This is a genomic window from Candidatus Limnocylindrales bacterium, from assembly GCA_035559535.1.
Taxonomy (GTDB): domain Bacteria; phylum Moduliflexota; class Moduliflexia; order Moduliflexales; family JAUQPW01; genus JAUQPW01.
In genome coordinates, this window is record DATMBG010000022.1 from 27,825 (window position 1) to 47,474 (window position 19,650).

Here is a 19,650-nt window from a genome sequence, read left to right on the forward strand (position 1 = left end):
ACTGGAATAAACTTCTTAGGGAAGCCGATGAGAGAGCCGGCATTATTTATTCCTATTTTTTCTATCCCGTTTTACCTGAAATGACAGGCTGATGGATGGCCATTTTTATTCTCCAGCTTAGGTTCGATTTCTACGCATTCAGGAGCTTTCAATTGGGCATACAAGGGGCATCGAGTATGAAAACGGCAGCCGGAAGGAGGATTAATGGGACTGGGAACGTCCCCGGAAAGGATAATCCGTTCTTTTTTCTTTCTCGGATCAGGGACAGGAATCGCCGAAAGCAAAGCCTGGGTATAAGGATGAAGAGGATTTTTATAAATTTCTTCGGATTTGGCAATCTCGACGATTTTTCCCAGGTACATGACGGCCACACGATCACTGATATATTCCACCATACGCAGGTCATGGGCGATGAGGAGATAGGTCAGACCGAATTCTTCCTGGAGATCTTGAAGCAGATTAATGACCTGGGCTTGAATCGAAACATCCAGGGCCGATACCGGTTCATCAGCGATAATAAGCTTGGGATTCAAAGCCAGGGCTCGGGCAATTCCGATACGTTGACGCTGCCCTCCGCTAAATTCATGGGGATAGCGTTTGAGGTGTTCAGGCCTCAATCCAACCTTACGAAGAAGGGAAGCCACCCGATCTTGAAGTTCGGTTCCTTTAGCAACCCTGTGAATTTTAAGGGGCTCTCCAACGATTTTCTCAACCGTCATGCGAGGATTTAAAGAAGCGTAAGGATCCTGGAAAATGATCTGCATATTGCGACGAAGCATTCGCATTTCCTTTTTTCCCAGGGAAAATATATTAACCCCTTCAAACCAGGCTTCTCCAGCCGTTGGTTCAATAAGGCGAAGAATTACACGGCCGGTGGTTGACTTCCCGCACCCACTTTCCCCTACCAGTCCTAAAGTCTCACCCCGTGACAAATTAAAACTAATATCGTCTACGGCATAGACATATCCGATGGTCTTTGAGAGAATCCCTCCCTTGATCGGAAAATATTTTTTTAAATTTTTTACTACCAATAAATCATTCGACATAGGGGGTGTAAAACGTAAAACCTAAAAAGTAGGACGTTGATTTACGTTTTATGTATTACGTTTGTTAATACAACCAGCAACTGACTTTATGCCCGGGTTTAATTTCTTTGAGTTTAGGGGTTTCTTTACGACAGATATCCATTACTTTAGGGCATCTCGGATTAAACGAACAACCCGGAGGAAGGTCGGTTAAACTGGGGACAATGCCTGGGATCTCCTGGAGTCGGGTTTCTTTCGTCATGCCTAAATCCGGTCGCGGAATCGAGCGGAGTAGGCCTTGGGTGTAGGGGTGTTTCGGATCTTCAAAAAGTGTATAAACATCGGCCTCTTCCACCACTTTTCCTGCATACATAACTACAACCCGAGCGGCTGTTTCAGCTATAATTCCCAGGTCATGGGTGATCAATATAACGGCCATGCCTAATTCTCGCTTCAAATTGTTGATTAAATCCAGAATCTGGGCCTGAATTGTCACATCTAAGGCAGTAGTAGGTTCATCGGCAATTAAAAGGCTGGGATTACAGGACAAAGCCATAGCGATCATGGCACGCTGGCGCATACCCCCACTGAGTTGATGAGGATATTCCTTGACACGTCTTTCAGGAGAGGGAATTCCAACAAGTTTAAGCATATCCACGGCCTTTTCAAGGGAAGCTTTTTTAGAGAGACCTTGATGGAGTTGAATGGCTTCTGCAATTTGATTTCCAATGGTAAAGACCGGGTTGAGGGAGGTCATAGGCTCTTGAAAAATCATGGAAATCTCGTTTCCCCTGATTTTTCGCATCTCCGAATTGGAGAGCTTGAGCAAATCCTGACCCTTAAAAAGAATTTGACCCTCGATAATCTTACCCGGGGGATCTGGAATCAGCCTTAAAATAGAGAGAGCTGTTACACTCTTTCCACAGCCGGATTCTCCAACAACTCCTAAAGTTTCTCCTTTATGAATTTCCAGGTCCACCCCATCGACAGCCTTAGCAACCCCTTCATCGGTAAAAAAATAGGTATGTAAATTGATGACTTTGAGTAAGGGTTCTGTTACCACCGTGTTCCTTAGTTTCCAACCGTGTTAACCTATGCCCATTCATGAGCAACTACAGGATTCGTTTTCATTTACGAACCGAATACTGTAAAACAGGTTAGCGAATGACCTGTATAATTAGTTGGGAGCCAAAAGTCAGAATCAGGATAAAAACCATAAAATCCTAGCTTGATGGAACTTCTTTCTCTTCCGGCTCAGGACCTTTAATCCCCGATCCTGCCTGATATTTTGAATTTACCATACATTACATGGGAACTTCCCCATCTGTCAAGTTAAAATTCTAATTGGAAACGATATCCCATACCGATTTCCTATTGAAATGCGATAGGAACGTAGGGTATATTGCACCGTGCCCTTACCATTCAGGGATAATTTCAAAACGAATTTGGTAGAAGCCTTATATTTTGTTTCTGGAAAAAACATTTCCTCAGGGTTGAGTTCTACAGGAGAGCTAACCGAATGGATTCAGAATAAAGGCTTAGGTGAAAATCCTGAGCCTGGAAACTCCAAAAGTATAAATCGAAGGTTATCTATAGATTCAGGAGCCGGAGGAGCTTTGGTGACTTAATAAATCCCTTGACAAAACTTAAAAAATTTGCCAATTAATAGTATTAAAATTTTCTAGCCTTATTTTAAGATCCAAAGTTAGACATCTATCTTTTTATCTTTTCAAAGCTTAAACATAAAGTGACAAATTAACTCATTCTAAAAAAATCTTACTTCCAGTTAAGCCTATGAACTCTGAATCGGTATCTGATTCTCGGCTGTTGTTTATTTTAACCCTTGTATCCCTGCTTTTTATCGTACTCTTTTTAAGACTATGGTACATTCAGATCCTTCAAGGAGAGAAGTTTCTCACACTTTCCGAAGAAAATAGAATTCGACTGGTTCGGGTCAAAGCTCCCAGGGGTCTTTTTCTGGATACCAATGGACAGGTCCTGGTTAAAAGTAGACCGAGTTTTAATGTTTTTATTATACCCGAGGATGCCAAGGATCTAACCTATATAGCCAGGCAACTTGCGGAGTTACTCTCCATGCCCGAGAAGGACATTATTACCAAGGTAAAAAAATCCCAGCGTCCCAAATTTGAACCGGTCTTAATCCAGAGGGATATTCCTTTAAGTAAAGTTGCTTATCTGGAAGAACATAAGATGAGTTTACCCGGGGTTACGGTAGAAGTTGAACCGGTACGATATAACATTTACGGCAGTCTGGCCAGTCATGTTTTAGGTTATTTAGGAGAGATCAACGAAGAGCAGTTGAAGGATCCGGTTTCCTATCCTGGACGACGGTTGGGGGATCTGATCGGTCAATACGGTTTAGAGCGGTCCATGGAAGGATTTTTAATGGGAGAAGATGGGGGAAAACAGGTGGAGGTGAATGCCAGTGGACGAGAGTTGCGGGTCCTTAGTCAGAAGGAACAGAAACCCGGGCATAATATTGTACTGACCATTGACCTTCATATTCAGAGCCTGGTGGAAGAGGCCTTCAAAGATAAAACAGGTGCGGTAGTTGTGATGGATCCTAAGACAGGGCATATCCTGGCCATGTACAGCAGTCCTTCCTTTAATCCCAATTTATTTGCCGGAGGTATCTCGGCGGCAGATTGGAAGAGCCTGGTTGAAAATCCTTACCATCCCTTACAAAATCGGGCCATTCAAGCAACCTATGCGCCCGGTTCGACCTTTAAAATGATTACCGCTTCGACCGGTTTGGAAAAAGGGGTCATTAATCGAAATAGTACGTTTTTCTGTGGGGGTTCGGTAGGAATCGGTAATAACGTGAAGCGATGCTGGAAGGCGGGAGGTCATGGAAATGTAACGGTTATCGATGCCCTGAAACAATCCTGCAACGGTTACTTTTACAGGTTGAGTGAAAAATTAGGGATTTCGGATCTGGCTAAATTTGCCATGAGTTATGGACTGGGTCGAAAAACAGGGATCAATCTTCCCAATGAGGAGCCCGGCCTTATTCCCACAGAGGAGTGGAAACGAAAAACTCTGGGTGAGAAGTGGTATCCCTCTGAAACGGCAGATGCAGCCATCGGTCAAGGGTTTGTTTCGGTCACTCCCCTTCAGTTGGTTAATATGGTCTCTGCCATTGCCAATGGGGGAACTTTATACAAACCGATGTTAGTTAAAGAGATCCGGGACAGTGATGATCGGGTAGTAAAAGTATTTAAGCCGGAAATTATTCGGAAAATCCCAATAAAAGAAGAGAACTTGAAGATTATCCGTAGAGGCATGTGGGCTGTAGTGAATGAAGAACATGGTACGGGATCCAAGGCCCGGATAGAAGGATTAGATATTGCCGGTAAAACCGGTACGGCTCAGGTAATCAAATTAAAGAGTAAAATCAAGCCTAAAATGCTACCAGAAAAATATCGCGATCACGCCTGGTTTGTCTCATTTGCTCCGGTAGATGATCCCAAAATCGCTATGGTTGTTTTTGTCGAGCATGGTTTAAAGGGTGGAGATGCGGCGGCACCCATAGCAAAAATTATCTATGAAGGGATCTTCAACAAAAACAGCGAATTAACCAAGGATATACCAACCGAAAATCGAGGGTCAAGGATGGAGAATCGAGGGTAAAAAATCGAGAATAAAGGATTGGGGATAGAAGATGCAAATCCTCCGTCTTTCCTCTTCGATCCTCTAGAGCGTGTTTTTTTCTATTATCCGAAAAATAGACTGGTTAGTGGTTGTGATAGTCCTTATTCTGCTTGCTTTTAGTCTTCTTAATATTTATAGTGTAACCGCGGAAGATCAAGGTACAGAAAAAGTTCTCAGGCAATTGGCTTGGATCGGAATAGGGCTTGTTATTCTGATTTCCATGACGATAGTGGATTATCACACCTTGAGTGCTTTTGCGTATCCCTTTTATTTTTTAATTCTGGTAGCCTTAACTACCGTTCTTGCCATAGGTCCTGTTGTTTCTGGATCTCAGCGGTGGATCCGTTTTGGGGGTTTTTCCATCCAACCCTCAGAATTTGCCAAGCTGGCCATGATCCTGGTCTTGGCCCGCTACTTTTCCAATAAAAAGCGAGGGACAATCTCTTTTATTGATGTAATCCTGACGGGTATTTTGCTTTGTATCCCTCTAGCTCTTATTTTAAAACAGCCGGATCTAGGAACTGCCCTGGTATTACTCCCTATTTATGCGGCTATTCTGTTTATCATGGGACTGGATTGGAAATACTTTGTCATTGCAGGTATCTTAGGGATCTGTGCGATGCCGTTGATGTGGCAACACCTTAAGCCTTATCAAAAAAACAGGATTATTTCCTTTATTAATCCCAATGCAGATCCTCTCGGTTCAGGTTATCACGTGATCCAATCCGAAATAGCTATTGGCTCCGGGGGTTTCTGGGGTAAAGGTTACATGCGTGGAAGCCAGACCCGGTTAAATTTTATCCCGGAGCAATTTACAGATTTTATATTTTCGGTTGTCGGAGAAGAGTGGGGGTTTGTTGGAACGATTGGGCTCCTTATTCTCTACTTTACACTGATTTATCGAGGCCTATACATTGCCTCTAAAGCCAGGGATCGACTGGGCGCATTGATAGCTATAGGGGTTATAGCCATGCTGATTATGCACGTAACCGTTAACATTGGGATGTGTATTGGTATTATGCCGGTTACCGGGGTACCCCTTCCCTTTATGAGCTACGGGGGATCTGCCATATTGTCCAATCTGGCCGGAATAGGATTACTTTTAAATATCCAAATTCGGAGGTTTATGTTTTGATTAATCCATTGCCTTCAGCCGCTGGGTTCTTTCTGGGTAGTTTACCTAAAAATATAAGGCGGTACCCTATCAGGGTCTTTAACTCAACCCAGGATAGGTAATGGACAACAAATAACAAACAAAATGGAGTTAAGTCTTAAAGACAAAGTACGAGAGATCCTCCCCCTGGTTTCCAAACCTTCACAATATCTCGGTGGAGAGCTTAATGCCATCCATAAAAACTGGGAGGAAACTGATCTCAAAGTAGCACTCTGTTTCCCGGATACTTATGAAATCGGGATGTCGCATATCGGCCTTAAAATCCTTTACCATATCCTGAACAAGCAGCCTGGGATTCTGGCCGAGCGAGTTTATGCTCCGTGGGTGGATATGGAGGCTGAAATGCGAGCACGGGGACTTCCTTTATTCAGTCTGGAATCCCATAAACCCTTAAATCAGTTCGATATTGTAGGCTTTACCCTACAATACGAACTGAGTTATTCTAATATTCTAAATCTCCTAGAGCTGGGTGGAGTCCCTCTGTTGGCTTCCCAACGGGGAGCAAACCATCCCCTGGTAATAGGCGGTGGACCTTGTGCATTTAATCCAGAACCCATTGCGGATTTCTTTGATGCCTTTGTGATCGGAGATGCGGAAGAGGTTATTTTGAAGCTGGCTGATACTTATCGGGATTGGAAGAAAAGCCGTGCTGACAAGGAAAGTCTTTTATTGGCACTTTCCCAGATTGAAGGGGTTTACGTTCCGGCTCTTTTCTCTGTAGAATACCACCCAGACGGGACAATTGCTGCTTTCTGCCCTAAAAACCCACAGGTGGGAGAAGTCAGAAGGGCCCTCATTCAAGATCTGAACCTGGCAGATTATCCCATTGCTCCCGTAGTACCCTATTTCAAACCGATTCATGATCGCCTCGCCATCGAATTGGCGAGGGGTTGCAGTGCTGGATGTCGCTTTTGCCAGGCAGGTTATATTTATCGCCCTACCCGGGAAAGAGATCCCAATAAAATTCTGGAGTTGTTCACCCGGTCTCTGGAAAAGACCGGTTATGAAGAATTCTCTTTGTGTTCTCTGAGCGTGGGAGATTATAGCCAGATTACCCCTCTTCTGACGGCCCTCATGAATCAATGTGAGCGATCTAAGATTGCCGTATCCCTTCCCTCTCTAAGGGCCGGAACCTTAACCCTTGAAATGGCAGGCCAGGTGAGTAGAGGAGGACGTCAAACCGGCTTTACCATGGCACCAGAAGCAGGAAGCCAGCGTTTACGGGAGGTGATCAACAAGGGAATTTCTGAGGCCGAAATCCTTCGAAGTGCAGAAGATGTCTACCGATCGGGATGGGATTTAATCAAAGTTTATTTTATGATCGGGCAACCTACCGAGACCTATGAAGATGTGGCCGCCATTGCAGATCTGGTATATAAGATTCAACAAACAGGGAAAAAGGTTGGGAAGTCCGGAGCCCGAGTTCATGTGGGCGTCTCTTCCTTTGTTCCTAAACCCCATACCCCCTTCCAGTGGGAAGCTCAGGAAAGGATGGAATCCCTGAGGGCAAAACAGGAGTTCCTGAAATCTCGAATCAAACACCGAAATATCCAACTTGGGTTACATGATGTAGAATCTAGCTATCTGGAAGGGGTTTTTTCCCGAGGGGATAGAAGATTGGGTAAAGCCCTGCTGATAGCCCATGAACTGGGATGCCGCTTCGATAGCTGGGGAAGTCAACTCAACTTCAAAAAGTGGATGACAGCCTTTGAACGGGCCGGAATAGATCCTGATTTCTATACTTACCGTGAACGGGCCGAGAATGAAATTTTACCCTGGGATTTCATTCAAACAGATATCAAAAAGAAGTTCTTCTTGCTTGAAAGGAAAAAAGCCTTCGCAGTCCGAACAACCCGCTACTGCAGGGTAGGTTGTCGATGCTGTGGAGTATGCGATGAAGAAATTACCGTCAAATTCCACGATACCGTCCCTATCTTGGTGGAGGGAGTCCCGGTAGAGAATGAACCCAAGGATGCGAAGGAAAAGGATAAGCCGGTTGATAAACCCATGAATGAAGTCAGGATCGGACAGAATATAATCCACCCTGAACAGAAAAATGACGGACTTGTAAATCTTCTTCCAGAAGCCTATGATCTGGATGTAAATTCACTGACTACGGCCCTCAAAACCCAACCGGTATCCCCGGATTCTGAGCCGCCTGTATTCCGACTACGGGCAGAGTTCTGGAAGAAAGGGGATCTAAGATTTCTTTCGCATCTGGAACTCGGCCGGGTTTTCCATCGGGCTCTTAATCGGGCTCAGATCCCCATCGCTTACTCTCAAGGTTATCATGTACACCCGCTGATATCCTTTGGACCTGCCCTACCGGTAGGATATGAAGGTCATCGGGAATTGGTGGATTTCTTTCTCAGGGAACCTGTTCAACCAGATACTTTCCAGGAACTCTTAAATCAACATCTCCCGGAGGATATTCAAATAAGAAAGGTCTATGTTATCCCTGTAAGGGCAAAAGCTATAATGGAAGTTGTAGACCAGGCTGTTTATCAGATCCAGATTCCTGTCGAACTCCTTGGAATAGAAGCACCAAATTCCTTACCTGCTCTTTTAGAACGTTGGAATCAGATCCTTGAAACTTTTAAAGAAAGGAAAGAAGTATGGATTGTACGGGAGAGGGAGAAAAAGACCCAACGGGTAAATATCCGGTCTTCCATTGATTCCCTGGAATGGGTAGTATCTCCTTTCGATGGACTCAAAGCAGGTTCCTTCCATGAGCTCGGACTAAGTTCCTTCAACGAGCTCAGGAGAAACCCTGAAGAATTTCTTGAACTTAGACTGGTACTGAACATGGGACATGGAGTGATAGCCAAACCAACGGAAGTTCTTCAGGTCATATTTGGCTTTGACTCGGAGAAACTCTCTAAAGTAAGAATTATAAGAACGGAAATGCGGTTGAAAGAGTCAAAGCAGACCTTACTCTTGACACCTACTAAGTTTTAATGAATTTTAATTAAAAGGGGCGACTCATGTTGCCTGTACAAAGCGTATTAAAAACCAGTTTTACGATTCTGAAGAATCCTTTTGAGTTGTTGCAGAAAATCACCCTCAATCAGTTTGAATAAGATAAATAAATTGAGTAAAAGTTGAGAGCACCCTAAGACGAAGAATCTTACAATTTGAAGATTATTCTAATTTTAATAAAACCTTAAAGCCTTTTCAAGATGAATCCTTTTATTAAGCTTCACCTTAAAAGGTGGAAATAAACGTATAAGGGGGATGAGCTCTCAATTTTTCCGTAGATCATTTATTAATACCAGGTAATACCAGGAAGTGGGGGATCAGGGAATGACAGAAATTTGAGGAAGTAAGCATATACTTCTCACATCCTACAGCGACACGGCTTCAGCCCAAACTCAACCTAAAGGGGTAAAGTTCTTTTGCAACTGATCATACAGAATAGCGTAAAACTGTCGGGTTTATAGGAAGGTAAAAATGTCTCGGGAGATTATTGTTAACTCAACCCCACGGCAGACGCGCGTAGCTCTTTTAGAGGATGGTCAATTGGTAGAAATCTATATCGAACGAGCACAGGATCGTCGGATCGTGGGAAATGTCTACAAAGGCAGAGTTACAAGGGTATTACCCGGCATGCAAGCAGCTTTTGTAGATATTGGTTTGAAAAAGGATGCTTTTTTATATGTTTTAGATGTTTATAATAACCTGGAAGAATATGAAACGACCGAAGTAGAGGAAGAAGAAGATGCCGGAGTAGATGCCGGAGATGAGGATCTGGAGCCTTTTAAAATGTCTTCTTCCTCCACTTCTATTCAGGAACTCCTCAAAGAAGGTCAGGAAATCGTGGTACAGGTTTCCAAGGAACCCTTGGGAACCAAAGGGGCCCGTGTGACTTCCCATATTACCTTACCGGGTAGATTCCTGGTGTACATGCCGACGGTGGAGCATATAGGGGTTTCCAGACGAATTGCAAGCGATGCGGAACGAAGTCGATTGCGAAAACTTATTAAAAAGTTTAAACCCCCCAATTGCGGCTTTATTGTGAGAACCGTTGGAGAAGGAAAGGGTGAAGAAGAATTCAAAAATGACATGGAGTTTTTGATCAAACTCTGGGAGTCTATCAAAAAAAAGAGTGAAAATTCCACGGCCCCTTGCCTCCTCCATGAGGATTTAGATTTGGTTTTTCGAACCATTCGAGACCTCTTTAACTCGGATGTTGAAAAAATGGTACTGGACTCCGAAAGGGAGTATCAACGATGCCTGGAGTTTGTAGATACCCTCATGCCCCATCTGACCGACCGGGTTAAACTTTTTGTTAAAGATGTTCCTATCTTTGATCACTACGGAATTGAAAGCGAGTTGGAGAAAGCGTTGAGGAAAAAAATTTGGTTGAAATCGGGAGGGTATATAGTTATCGAACAGACCGAAGCCCTGGTAGCCATAGATGTTAACACGGGTAAGTATGTGGGGAAGAAAAATCTGGAGGATACCATTGTCAAAACAAACCTGGAAGCCGTTAGCGAAATCGTCCGGCAGATCCGTCTGAGGGATTTAGGTGGAATTATCATTCTGGATTTTATTGATATGGAGTTGGAAGAGAATAAGAAAAAGGTCCTTAATGCCCTGGAGAGAAAACTGCGGGAAGATCGCTCTCGGACCAATGTACTTCAACTGAGTGAGCTGGGACTGGTGGAAATGACCCGTAAACGGGTTAAACAAAGTCTGGAAAAAACCCTTTGTGAACCGTGTTCATATTGCGATGGAAGAGGGATGATTAAGTCCAGTGCCACGGTCTGTTATGAAGTTCAAAATGCACTTCGGCGCTTAATTAGCAATACCGATAGTCAAGAAATCCTTATCCGGGTTAATCCTTCCGTCGGTTCCTTGCTCCGAGGTGAAGAACGTCCGTTTATCGAGGAAATGATGGAAACCTATAAAAAGAAAATTAAAATTAAGGAAGACCCAAACCTTCATCAGGAGCATTTTGAAGTAACCCCTCTATGACAGGTGTTATTTTAGCAGGCGGAAAGAGCACCCGGATGGGAACGAATAAGGCTTTTCTGGAACTGGGAGGGAAAAAAATTATCCAGCGGGTGATCGATGTTTTTTTAACTCTTTTTGATGAGATCATCCTCATCAGCAATGAACCTGAACTGTATAAAACCTGGGGATTTAAGGTAGTTCCCGATATACTTCCCGGTAAAGGATCCCTCGGAGGGATTTATACAGGCCTTGTTACGGCTTCCCAAGACCAGGCTTTTTTTGCAGCCTGTGATATGCCTTTTTTGAATCAGAATCTGATTCAATACTTGATCGATCAGGCCCCGGGATTTGATGTGGTTATTCCCTATGCACCTACCGAAGAAAATCAATCCTCCGAGGGCCTGCATCCTCTCCATGCCATTTACTCTAAAGCCTGTACCAAACCCATTGAACGCCTTCTGGAGAAGAATTCATTTAAAATCATTGGATTTTTTCCCGAAGTTCGCGTCAGGCGGATCCTTCCAGAAGAAATTCGGCTATTCGATCCGAACTTTCTCTCCTTTTTCAATGCAAATACCCCTCAAGATCTGGAATTTGCTAAAAGCCTGATTAACAGCAACAGGTTGTAGGTACACTTCTCCGGCTATTAAGATAAGGGTTAAAGCCCCTGCGAAAGACCTTCCCACCGATCCCTTTTTAGGAAGAGCAGGTTTTTAAGAACGAAGGGAGGGGTATCTCCCCTCACCCTCGTCCTTCTCCTGCTCTCGCAAGGGAGAGAAAGCACATAAGGGTGTCCTTTTTATCTTGAGCAGTACCCCGTTCCCTGGGTTCTTCGATTAACCTGTCCTGGGCTTATCGAAGGACTTCGATAAGCTGCGTTATTCACTCCCCTTCTACTGACAGTCCCCAGACCCTTATCTTGTCTGCAGTTTTTATAGGTTATAGTACGTTGCATACATGCCTAAGACAAAGGCAATAACCCCGGTAATAAAGGTAAACCAGAGAATAAGCTTTGTGATGATTCCGGGGCGGAAGGGTTCAGGTAAATACTTAGAGTTTACATAGAGAATCTGAATTGCGGCGACCCCTCGGAGTAAAACGGCAGATGTGGCTACAAATAACCAGAGGGCATAGGGGTCTTTAAAGGTAACAAAAACAAAATCTGCTGCTATGACAAGGACTACAATTAAGAAATAATAGAATCGGTAAGGACGCTTTCCTTTAAGCCCTGGGGTAACGGCGATGGCATCGGACACGGTCCTCCCGATAAAGGTATCCAGGAAAGCAAATCCGGCATCGTAGAGGGTTGCAAAGACAAAGATTAGATAGATAGTAAAAGCAATCGGGCCAAAAACCCCTCCAACGATCGTTGCGATCTGAATAGGAATTTCCAGACCGCTTTTTACGATTCCTTGTTTATAGAAATACGCATATCCGGCGGTAGCGTACAGATAGGTCATAAACATGGCACCGAGGATACTCCACCAGATAATCTGGCTCCATTTACCAATACTGATCCAGTCCTTCATTTTCTTAACCTCTCGAGGATCTGAAGTATCCCAGGGAAGGACTTCCGTGTTAATTTCCTCAGGTGGACGGAGAATTCCGGTGACTTTTCCGGTATAGCGGCCCATTGCCCAACCGGCTTCCAGTACCCACAGAGAGACCCACATCAGGCTCCCCCCCGGCTGGTTATAAAGCCCGGCGATGTATCTCCAGGAAATCGGTTTATCGGGTTTAGAAAGCCCAAAATTAAAATAACCCCAAAGGACCGCTTTATAATCCTCCCAACTGGCTGTGATGGCTACGGTAATAATCATACCGATAATATTAATCCACATGAGCCATTGAAAGATTTTGGATATACTCCCATAAACGGTCTTGGAAAAAAGGAAAACCAGTAGGACTACGGTTAGCGCACCCCAGCACCACAGATAGTAAGTTTTAATACCCCAGGTCGTCGACTCAGCAGTACCTCCGGTTACCTTGAGTAAAGCACTAGAAGCCCCGCCTAACCAAAAGGGCCAGGCAAAAGTAAAAAGAGATGCTATGGCCCAAACCCAGGGCCAGAAAATTCCCCGGGGCGGAATATCCTGGGTCATGGTGAAGAAAGATCTCCCGGTGATCATACTGTATTTAATACATTCGATCACGACCACCGTCTCCACGATGGTGGAAATGGTCATAATCCAGAATAAATTAACGGCTCCTTGAGCGGCTAAATTGGGGATCAGCATGGTCTCCCCCCCTCCCACGGAAATACCAAAGTTAATCGCCTGAGGTCCCAGAGCCGCCAGTAAACCTGCCAGGGTAAGCGGATAAGGATCTGGTACCCGAAACAGTTTAGTTTTCTCTGCTTTCGCCATACAACACCTCTCCTCTTCGTATAGAGAACCAGAGAGACTTTCCTAAGGCAAGGTGGTACATGGGGTACAACCGAGAGATTTAAAAAGGGAAATTTTAAATCTTTTTGGAAAAAAGTGAAATTCACACCTCCCTGGAGAAAAGCTGTACCTTTTGTTCCTTACACTGCCCTAAAAAAGAGGTCCCTGGAGTCAATAAGGGTAACAAACATGGTCTCCTGTTTTCCATATCCTACGATATGAGTTTGAAGGTAAAAATTTTTTTTAGTCAAGGAAATTTTCCATCCACCTTAAAGGTTTCTCAGAATTGAGGGATGGTTGTGGGTTAGTTCGCGAACTGATACCATCTTCGCCTTTTGAGTCTCAAGATTAACCAAAAAGGGTAGGAATCTTGTGAATCCTGTTGGTCCAGAGTAGAACTCCGGGTTCATAGAGAGGAAATAGGGGAAGGGTTGGGATGGGTTTGAAAGAAATAAACTGAGAAGGACCTTCCGTTGTGGGTCTCAATGGAAGTCTCGGTGGGTTTCAATAATCGCTTCTCTGGATGGCTCCTTTCAACAGATTAATAATTCCAAAGCCGGAGTTTCAACCAAGATGCTCAAAATCCACCAGGGCCTTAAATTCTCGGAATCTTGTTATAATCTCCTCTTCGCTTAATTTATCGAGCCGTTTTAAGCTAAAATCCTCTACATTAAAGGAAGCGATGGTACTTCCAAAGATAATAGCCTGTCGAAGGCTGGCCTCATCGATCCGATTAACCTTGGAGAGATATCCCATAAATCCTCCGGCAAAACTATCTCCGGCACCAGTAGGATCAAAGACAGATTCTAGAGGATAAGCCGGAGCGGCAAAGACGGAAGAAAGGGAGAATAAAGGTGTAGAAGGAGAGGAGTTTTCTCGCTCCTCTCCCCTTCCCTTCTCCTGTTTTCCCATCCCTTCATTTCTCTTAAACATAAGCACACCATATTCCCCCCGTTTAATAATAAGGGTATGGGGTCCCCAGGAGAGGATTTTTCTAGCGGCTTTGACGATGTTGGGTTCCTGGGCTAGCTGGCGGGTTTCTGCATCGTTGATGATGAGAATATCAACCTCCTGGAGGGTTCGCTTCAAAGCTTCTGGCTTACCTGCAATCCAAAAGTTCATGGTATCACAGGCAACGAGTTTAGGTCGTTCAATTTGATGAAGGACATCTCGCTGCAGGTCCGGATCAATATTGGCCAGGAAAACATACTCGATCTTTCGGTATTCTTCCGGAATTTGGGGTTTGAAGGTTTGCAAAACATTCAGTTGGGTATCCAACGTATGGGCTTCATTTAAATCATAATCATATTGCCCTTTCCATCGAAACGTTTTCCCTTTTTCCCGTTGCAATCCTTTGAGATCAATACGATGGCGCTGGAGGAGCTCCATATACTCTGCCGGAAAATCTTCGCCAACCACCGTAACCAGATGGACCTCTGTAAAATAACTGGCAGCTACTGAAAAGTAAGTGGCCGACCCACCGAGAACTTCCTCTACCTCCCCAAAGGGGGTTTTGACCGTATCCAGGGCAACAGTACCGACGACCAGCAGACTCATTTTTAAAGGTCTCTACAGGATTCCTAAAGTGCCTGAAGTTTTTAAGTATCTCTTAATAGCTCACTTCAGGCACTTTAGACATTTTAGCTACTTAGAACGGGTGCTTTAAAACTCAGTTGTCCGCTTTCGTGACGAGAGAGATAGGGTTTTGGTTTGGCTCCGGACTGTTTGGGAACCACTTTCCAGAATAAAGGTTGATACTGATCCCATTTGGTCAGAATATTTCGGGCATGCTGGCTATGGGTCAGTTGCACGTGGCGACTGATCAGGATCTGAAGGGTAGCCACATCCTCGCTATCCTGAACTTTTTCCAGGGTGACCAATTCCGGGTTGTATTTCTTTGGAAACTCTCCTTTAGGATCAAATACATAAGCCAGTCCACCCGTCATGCCGGCACCGAAATTCCTACCGGTTTCTCCCAAAACCACCACAATACCTCCGGTCATATACTCACAGCCATGGTCTCCAACCCCTTCGATAACAGCTAAAGCCCCACTATTCCGAACGGCAAACCTTTCTCCTGCACGACCCGCTGCGTAGAGACTCCCACCTGTAGCACCGTATAGAACTGTATTACCGATAATGGTGTTTTCATGGCTACTAAAAGCAGCCTCTGAAGGAGGCATAATGGTAATTTCCCCACCGTGCATCCCCTTACCAACATAATCGTTCGCCTCCCCGATGAGGGTCAATCGCAATCCATCGATGCAGAATGCTCCGAAGCTCTGACCGGCACTTCCCTGGAATTCACAGTCAATGGTAATACCATTGGGTAATCCTTTGTCTCCGTACCGGTAGGCAATTTCTCCGGCCACTTTAGCTCCTGTAGCCCGATGCACATTACGAATACGATAGGCAAGCTTGACCGAATTACGGCCATCCAAGGCTTCTTTGGCATCCTGGAGGATCTGGTCATCCAGAGGTGCATCTACTTCGTTATATTCAATGATATGGCGAAGGGGTTTCTTACCTGTGGGATCGGCCGGAGCCAGAATTTTACTTAAGTTGACCAAAGCCGCTTTGGGGTGATCTGTGATTTTTATTTGCTCCAGAAGATCTGTACGACCGATAATTTCATCTAGTTTTCGGAATCCCAAGGATGCCAGGATTCTCCGCACATCTTCGGCCAGGAATTGGAAAAAGTGGACTACCATTTCCGGAGTTCCTTCATACTTGGCGCGTAGTTTGGGATCTTGGGTTGCCACACCCACCGGACAGGTATTGAGGTGACATTGACGAACCATCTTACAGCCGGCTGCCACCACGGCCCCCGATCCAAACCCATATTCTTCGGCACCCAGCATGGCGGCAATTACGACATCTCGTGCGGTTTTGAGTCCACCATCCACCCGCACGACAATTTGATGCCTTAACCCGTTCATGACCAGGACCTGTTGTGTTTCTGCAAGCCCTAATTCCCAGGGGCTTCCGGCATTTTTGATGGAGCTCAGAGGGGAGGCTCCGGTTCCCCCATCATGTCCACTGATCTGAACAATATCGGCTTTGGCTTTGGCAACCCCTGCGGCAATGGTTCCGACCCCGGCTTCGGCCACGAGTTTGACGGATACTTTCACTCTAGGGTTAACCTGCTTGAGGTCGTAGATGAGTTGAGCCAGGTCTTCAATACTGTAAATATCATGGTGAGGGGGTGGAGAAATCAGGGTAACACCGGGAACCGAATGTCGGATGGCGGCAATCTCTGCAGAAACTTTATGCCCGGGAAGTTGCCCACCTTCCCCCGGTTTGGAGCCCTGGGCAATTTTAATTTCCAATTCCTTGGTAGCCGAAGCCAGGTATTCCGGGGTTACACCAAAACGGCCTGAAGCCACCTGTTTGGTCGTACTATTGGCCCAATCTCCATTGGGGCGTCTTTTATATCGGGCAGGATCTTCTCCTCCCTCCCCACTACTCATCTTAGCTCCCAGACGGTTCACGGCAATGGCCAGGGTTTCATGGGTTTCCCGGCTCAGCGCTCCGTGGGACATTCCCGAAATACAAAACCGCTTCCAGATATTTTCGGCAGGTTCGACTTCTTCCAGGGGGATGGGATTACCCGGCTTGAACCTCAATAAATCCCGAAGGGCCAGAGGCTCTCGGGAGTTGACCAGTTCGGTATATTTGAGAAACTCCTGAAAATCCCCCTTCTGCACGGCACTGTGGAGGGCTTTAATCATGGGAGGATTAAAGGCATGGGCTTCACCGCCCTTCTTAAACTTGTATTCTCCTCCATGATCCAATTCTAACTTCTCCACCTTGGCAAAGGCTTCCCGATGACGAGTTATGGCATCCTCGGCCAGTTCCTTTAAGCCGATACCTCCGATCTGGGAAGGGGTCCCTGTAAAGTAACGATTAATCAATTCCTCGCTTAGCCCAATAGCTTCGAAAATTTGACCTCCATGATAACTGTTCAGGGTGGAAATACCCATCTTGGACATGACTTTAAGCAACCCTTTGTTAAGGCTGGTTTTATACCGCTTGAGGGCCTGTTCCTCGTCCATATCTTTGATGACGCCTCGCCGGACCATATCCCGGATCGTCAGCAAAGTGAGATAAGGATTAATGGCGCTGGCACCATACCCTATCAAAACAGCAAAATGATGGACCTCTCGAGGTTCTCCTGACTCGACCAGAAGACTGACCTTCATTCGGGTCTTTTCTCGGAGGAGATGGTGGTGGACGGCCCCCACAGCAAGAAGCATAGGAATAGGCGCATGGGCTTCATCGACCCCTCGATCACTCAAAATAAGCAAAGACTTCCCCTCCGTGATGGATTGACTGGCCTTTTCACACAGGTTATTTAAAGCTTCTTCCATCCCCTGAGGTCCTTTGGCTACTTCAAAAAGGGTTGATAAGGTAACCGACATTAAAGAAAGATTTTTCTCTCCCACCTGTCGCAGGGTCTCCAGTTCGTGATCGAGCAGAATAGGACTGGATAGGTGCATGAGCCGGGCATGCTCTTCGGTCTCTTCCAGCATACTTTTGGTTCCACCCAGATACATGCTGAGGGACATAACCAGCTCTTCCCGGAGGTGATCGATGGCCGGATTGGTAACCTGGGCAAAGAGTTGCTTAAAATAAGAATAAAGCAGTTTGGGCTTTTTGGATAAAACAGCCAGCGGTGTATCGTCCCCCATAGACCCAACCGGTTCCTTTAATTCGGCCACCATAGGGGTTAGAATGAGGTCTAGATCTTCCGTCGTAAACCAAAAGGCTTTTTGTTGCCGGAGGAGCTGATTTCGATCAATGTAAGGGGCTTTATCTTCCGGGGGTTTTATATGTTTATCCAAGCGGAATAAATGGCGCTGGACCCAATGGGCATAGGGATTCCGATCTCCCATCATGGTTTTGATGTCTTTATTGGTCAAGAGTTTGCCTTTTTTGGTATCTACCGCAATCATTTCACCCGGTCCAAGACGCCCTTTCTTAATCACAAAGCGATCTTCCAGTTCGAAGACTCCCACTTCCGAGGCCAGTATGAACAGGCCATTGTCGGTAAGTTTATAACGAGCCGGTCTCAATCCATTCCGATCCAGGGTTGCTCCTACAAAAGTACCATCGCTAAAGGCAATGGCCGCAGGCCCATCCCAGGCCTCCGTGATGCAGGCATGGTACTCATAAAAGGCCCGATGCTGAGGATCCATATTGGGCATATTTTCCCAGGGCTCAGGAATGAGCATCATCTTAGAATGCAAGATATTCCGGCCCGACATGACCAAGAGTTCTAGTACATTATCTAATTTCGCAGAATCACTCCCTCCAGGTTGAATAACCGGTTTAAGTTTCTCAATCCGATCCCCCCATATCGAAGACTCCAGTACGGCCTCTTTGGCATTCATCCAGTTTTCATTCCCTCGCAAGGTGTTAATCTCACCATTGTGGGCCAGCATACGAAACGGCTGGGCCAGGAACCAGGTAGGAAAGGTATTGGTGCTATATCTCTGGTGAAAGACAGCCAAAGCCGTCTCGTAATGGGGATTACGAAGATCCAGATAATAGTGAGCCAATTGAGAGGCTACCAAAAGACCTTTATACACAATGGTCTTATGAGAAAATGAAGGAATGTAAAAATCGTTTATATTGGCCTCTCGAACCCGCCGCTCGATTTCCTTTCGAGCCAGATAAAGGGTCCTTTCATATTCCATGTCATCCAGTGACATGGCAATAGGCCTTCCAATCAGGAGTTGCTCGATATAAGGCTCGGTATTAAAAGCTTTTTCTCCCAAAGCCGATGGATCGGTTGGAACTGCCCTCCAACCAAAAATGTAAAGTCCGTACTGCGCCGCTACTTCCTCGATAATCTGGCGACATTTTCTTCGACTTTCCAGCTCCCTGGGAAAGAAAATCATTCCTACGGCCAGATCCGAGTCTTTGGTGATCCGATATTCCAACCGTCCCAGGTCTCTTTGCAAAAGCTTCGTGGGAATCTGGGTGAGAACACCCGCACCGTCTCCTGTCTTCTGATCGGCATCAACGCCTCCTCGATGGGTGAGGTTGCTCACACATCTCAAGGCATTTTCCAGGATATCGTAACTTCGATTGCCTGAAATATCAGCAACAAACCCGACCCCACAGGCATCATGTTCATAGTCGGGTCTGTAGAGGAGATTTTGGGAGTAATACTCAGGTATTGAATTCATAGTCTGGTGGTTCCTTGCTTTTACAAGCTATTGTAGTAAATACTACCCACGCAATACACACTATGGTGGCGCATTTATTTTTTATAGCGACTAACGAGTAGCCTTTAATTTATAAAATCGCCTACTTTTTGGGATAAGTTCCAAGATGGGGGTTAATTTAAAGCCTGCTACGAGGCCACTCTCTCAATCCAGGAGAGATCCCATCTCGGTTAACTTTTGACAAAAAATAGACGTCTTTCTAAACT

At 45.4% G+C, this 19,650-nt stretch carries 10 protein-coding genes; 5 read left to right on the forward strand and 5 right to left on the reverse strand.

The features are described from left to right. Positions 1 to 71: 71 nt before the first annotated feature. Together VNM22_06950 and VNM22_06955 are read right to left on the reverse strand one after the other, a co-directional pair. Entirely contained in the window at positions 72 to 1,046 is a 975-nt protein-coding gene (locus VNM22_06950) for a dipeptide ABC transporter ATP-binding protein (protein ID HWP46884.1), read from the reverse strand. 64 nt (positions 1,047 to 1,110) lie between these two features. Beyond that, on the reverse strand, positions 1,111 to 2,088 hold the full coding sequence (locus tag VNM22_06955) for an ABC transporter ATP-binding protein (protein HWP46885.1): 978 nt from the start codon (positions 2,086 to 2,088) through the stop codon (positions 1,111 to 1,113). A 731-nt stretch (positions 2,089 to 2,819) separates the two neighbouring features. On the opposite strand from VNM22_06955, the gene mrdA reads away from it, so the two are divergent. From mrdA to VNM22_06980, 5 genes are all read left to right on the forward strand, one after another. Continuing rightward, the gene (gene mrdA / locus VNM22_06960; GenBank protein ID HWP46886.1) at positions 2,820 to 4,676 is read left to right on the forward strand and encodes a penicillin-binding protein 2; all 1,857 of its coding nucleotides are present in this window, start codon (positions 2,820 to 2,822) and stop codon (positions 4,674 to 4,676) included. Positions 4,677 to 4,746: 70 nt separating this feature from the next. Continuing rightward, positions 4,747 to 5,832, forward strand: coding sequence for a rod shape-determining protein RodA (gene rodA, locus VNM22_06965; protein ID HWP46887.1), 1,086 nt, complete (start codon positions 4,747 to 4,749; stop codon positions 5,830 to 5,832). A 123-nt stretch (positions 5,833 to 5,955) separates the two neighbouring features. Then, on the forward strand, positions 5,956 to 8,829 hold the full coding sequence (locus VNM22_06970) for a TIGR03960 family B12-binding radical SAM protein (GenBank protein ID HWP46888.1): 2,874 nt from the start codon (positions 5,956 to 5,958) through the stop codon (positions 8,827 to 8,829). A 492-nt stretch (positions 8,830 to 9,321) separates the two neighbouring features. Further along, positions 9,322 to 10,848 carry an Rne/Rng family ribonuclease gene (locus VNM22_06975; protein HWP46889.1) on the forward strand — a complete coding sequence of 509 codons (1,527 nt, stop codon included), beginning with the start codon at positions 9,322 to 9,324 and terminating at the stop codon, positions 10,846 to 10,848. Then, a complete protein-coding gene (locus tag VNM22_06980) occupies positions 10,845 to 11,456 on the forward strand; it encodes a molybdenum cofactor guanylyltransferase (GenBank protein HWP46890.1) in 612 nt (203 codons plus the stop codon). Before VNM22_06975 ends, VNM22_06980 begins: the two co-directional genes overlap by 4 nt. 303 nt (positions 11,457 to 11,759) lie before the next feature. On the opposite strand, the gene VNM22_06985 is transcribed toward VNM22_06980, so the two are convergent. The 3 genes from VNM22_06985 to gltB form a co-directional block, all read right to left on the reverse strand. Further along, positions 11,760 to 13,193: an Nramp family divalent metal transporter gene (locus tag VNM22_06985; protein ID HWP46891.1), complete on the reverse strand. Its 1,434-nt coding sequence runs from the start codon at positions 13,191 to 13,193 to the stop codon at positions 11,760 to 11,762. Between the two features lie 582 nt (positions 13,194 to 13,775). Further along, positions 13,776 to 14,768 carry a PfkB family carbohydrate kinase gene (locus VNM22_06990; protein HWP46892.1) on the reverse strand — a complete coding sequence of 331 codons (993 nt, stop codon included), beginning with the start codon at positions 14,766 to 14,768 and terminating at the stop codon, positions 13,776 to 13,778. 83 nt (positions 14,769 to 14,851) lie between these two features. Further along, complete coding sequence (gltB, locus tag VNM22_06995; protein ID HWP46893.1) at positions 14,852 to 19,405, reverse strand: glutamate synthase large subunit; 4,554 nt, start codon at positions 19,403 to 19,405, stop codon at positions 14,852 to 14,854. Positions 19,406 to 19,650 lie beyond the last annotated feature (245 nt).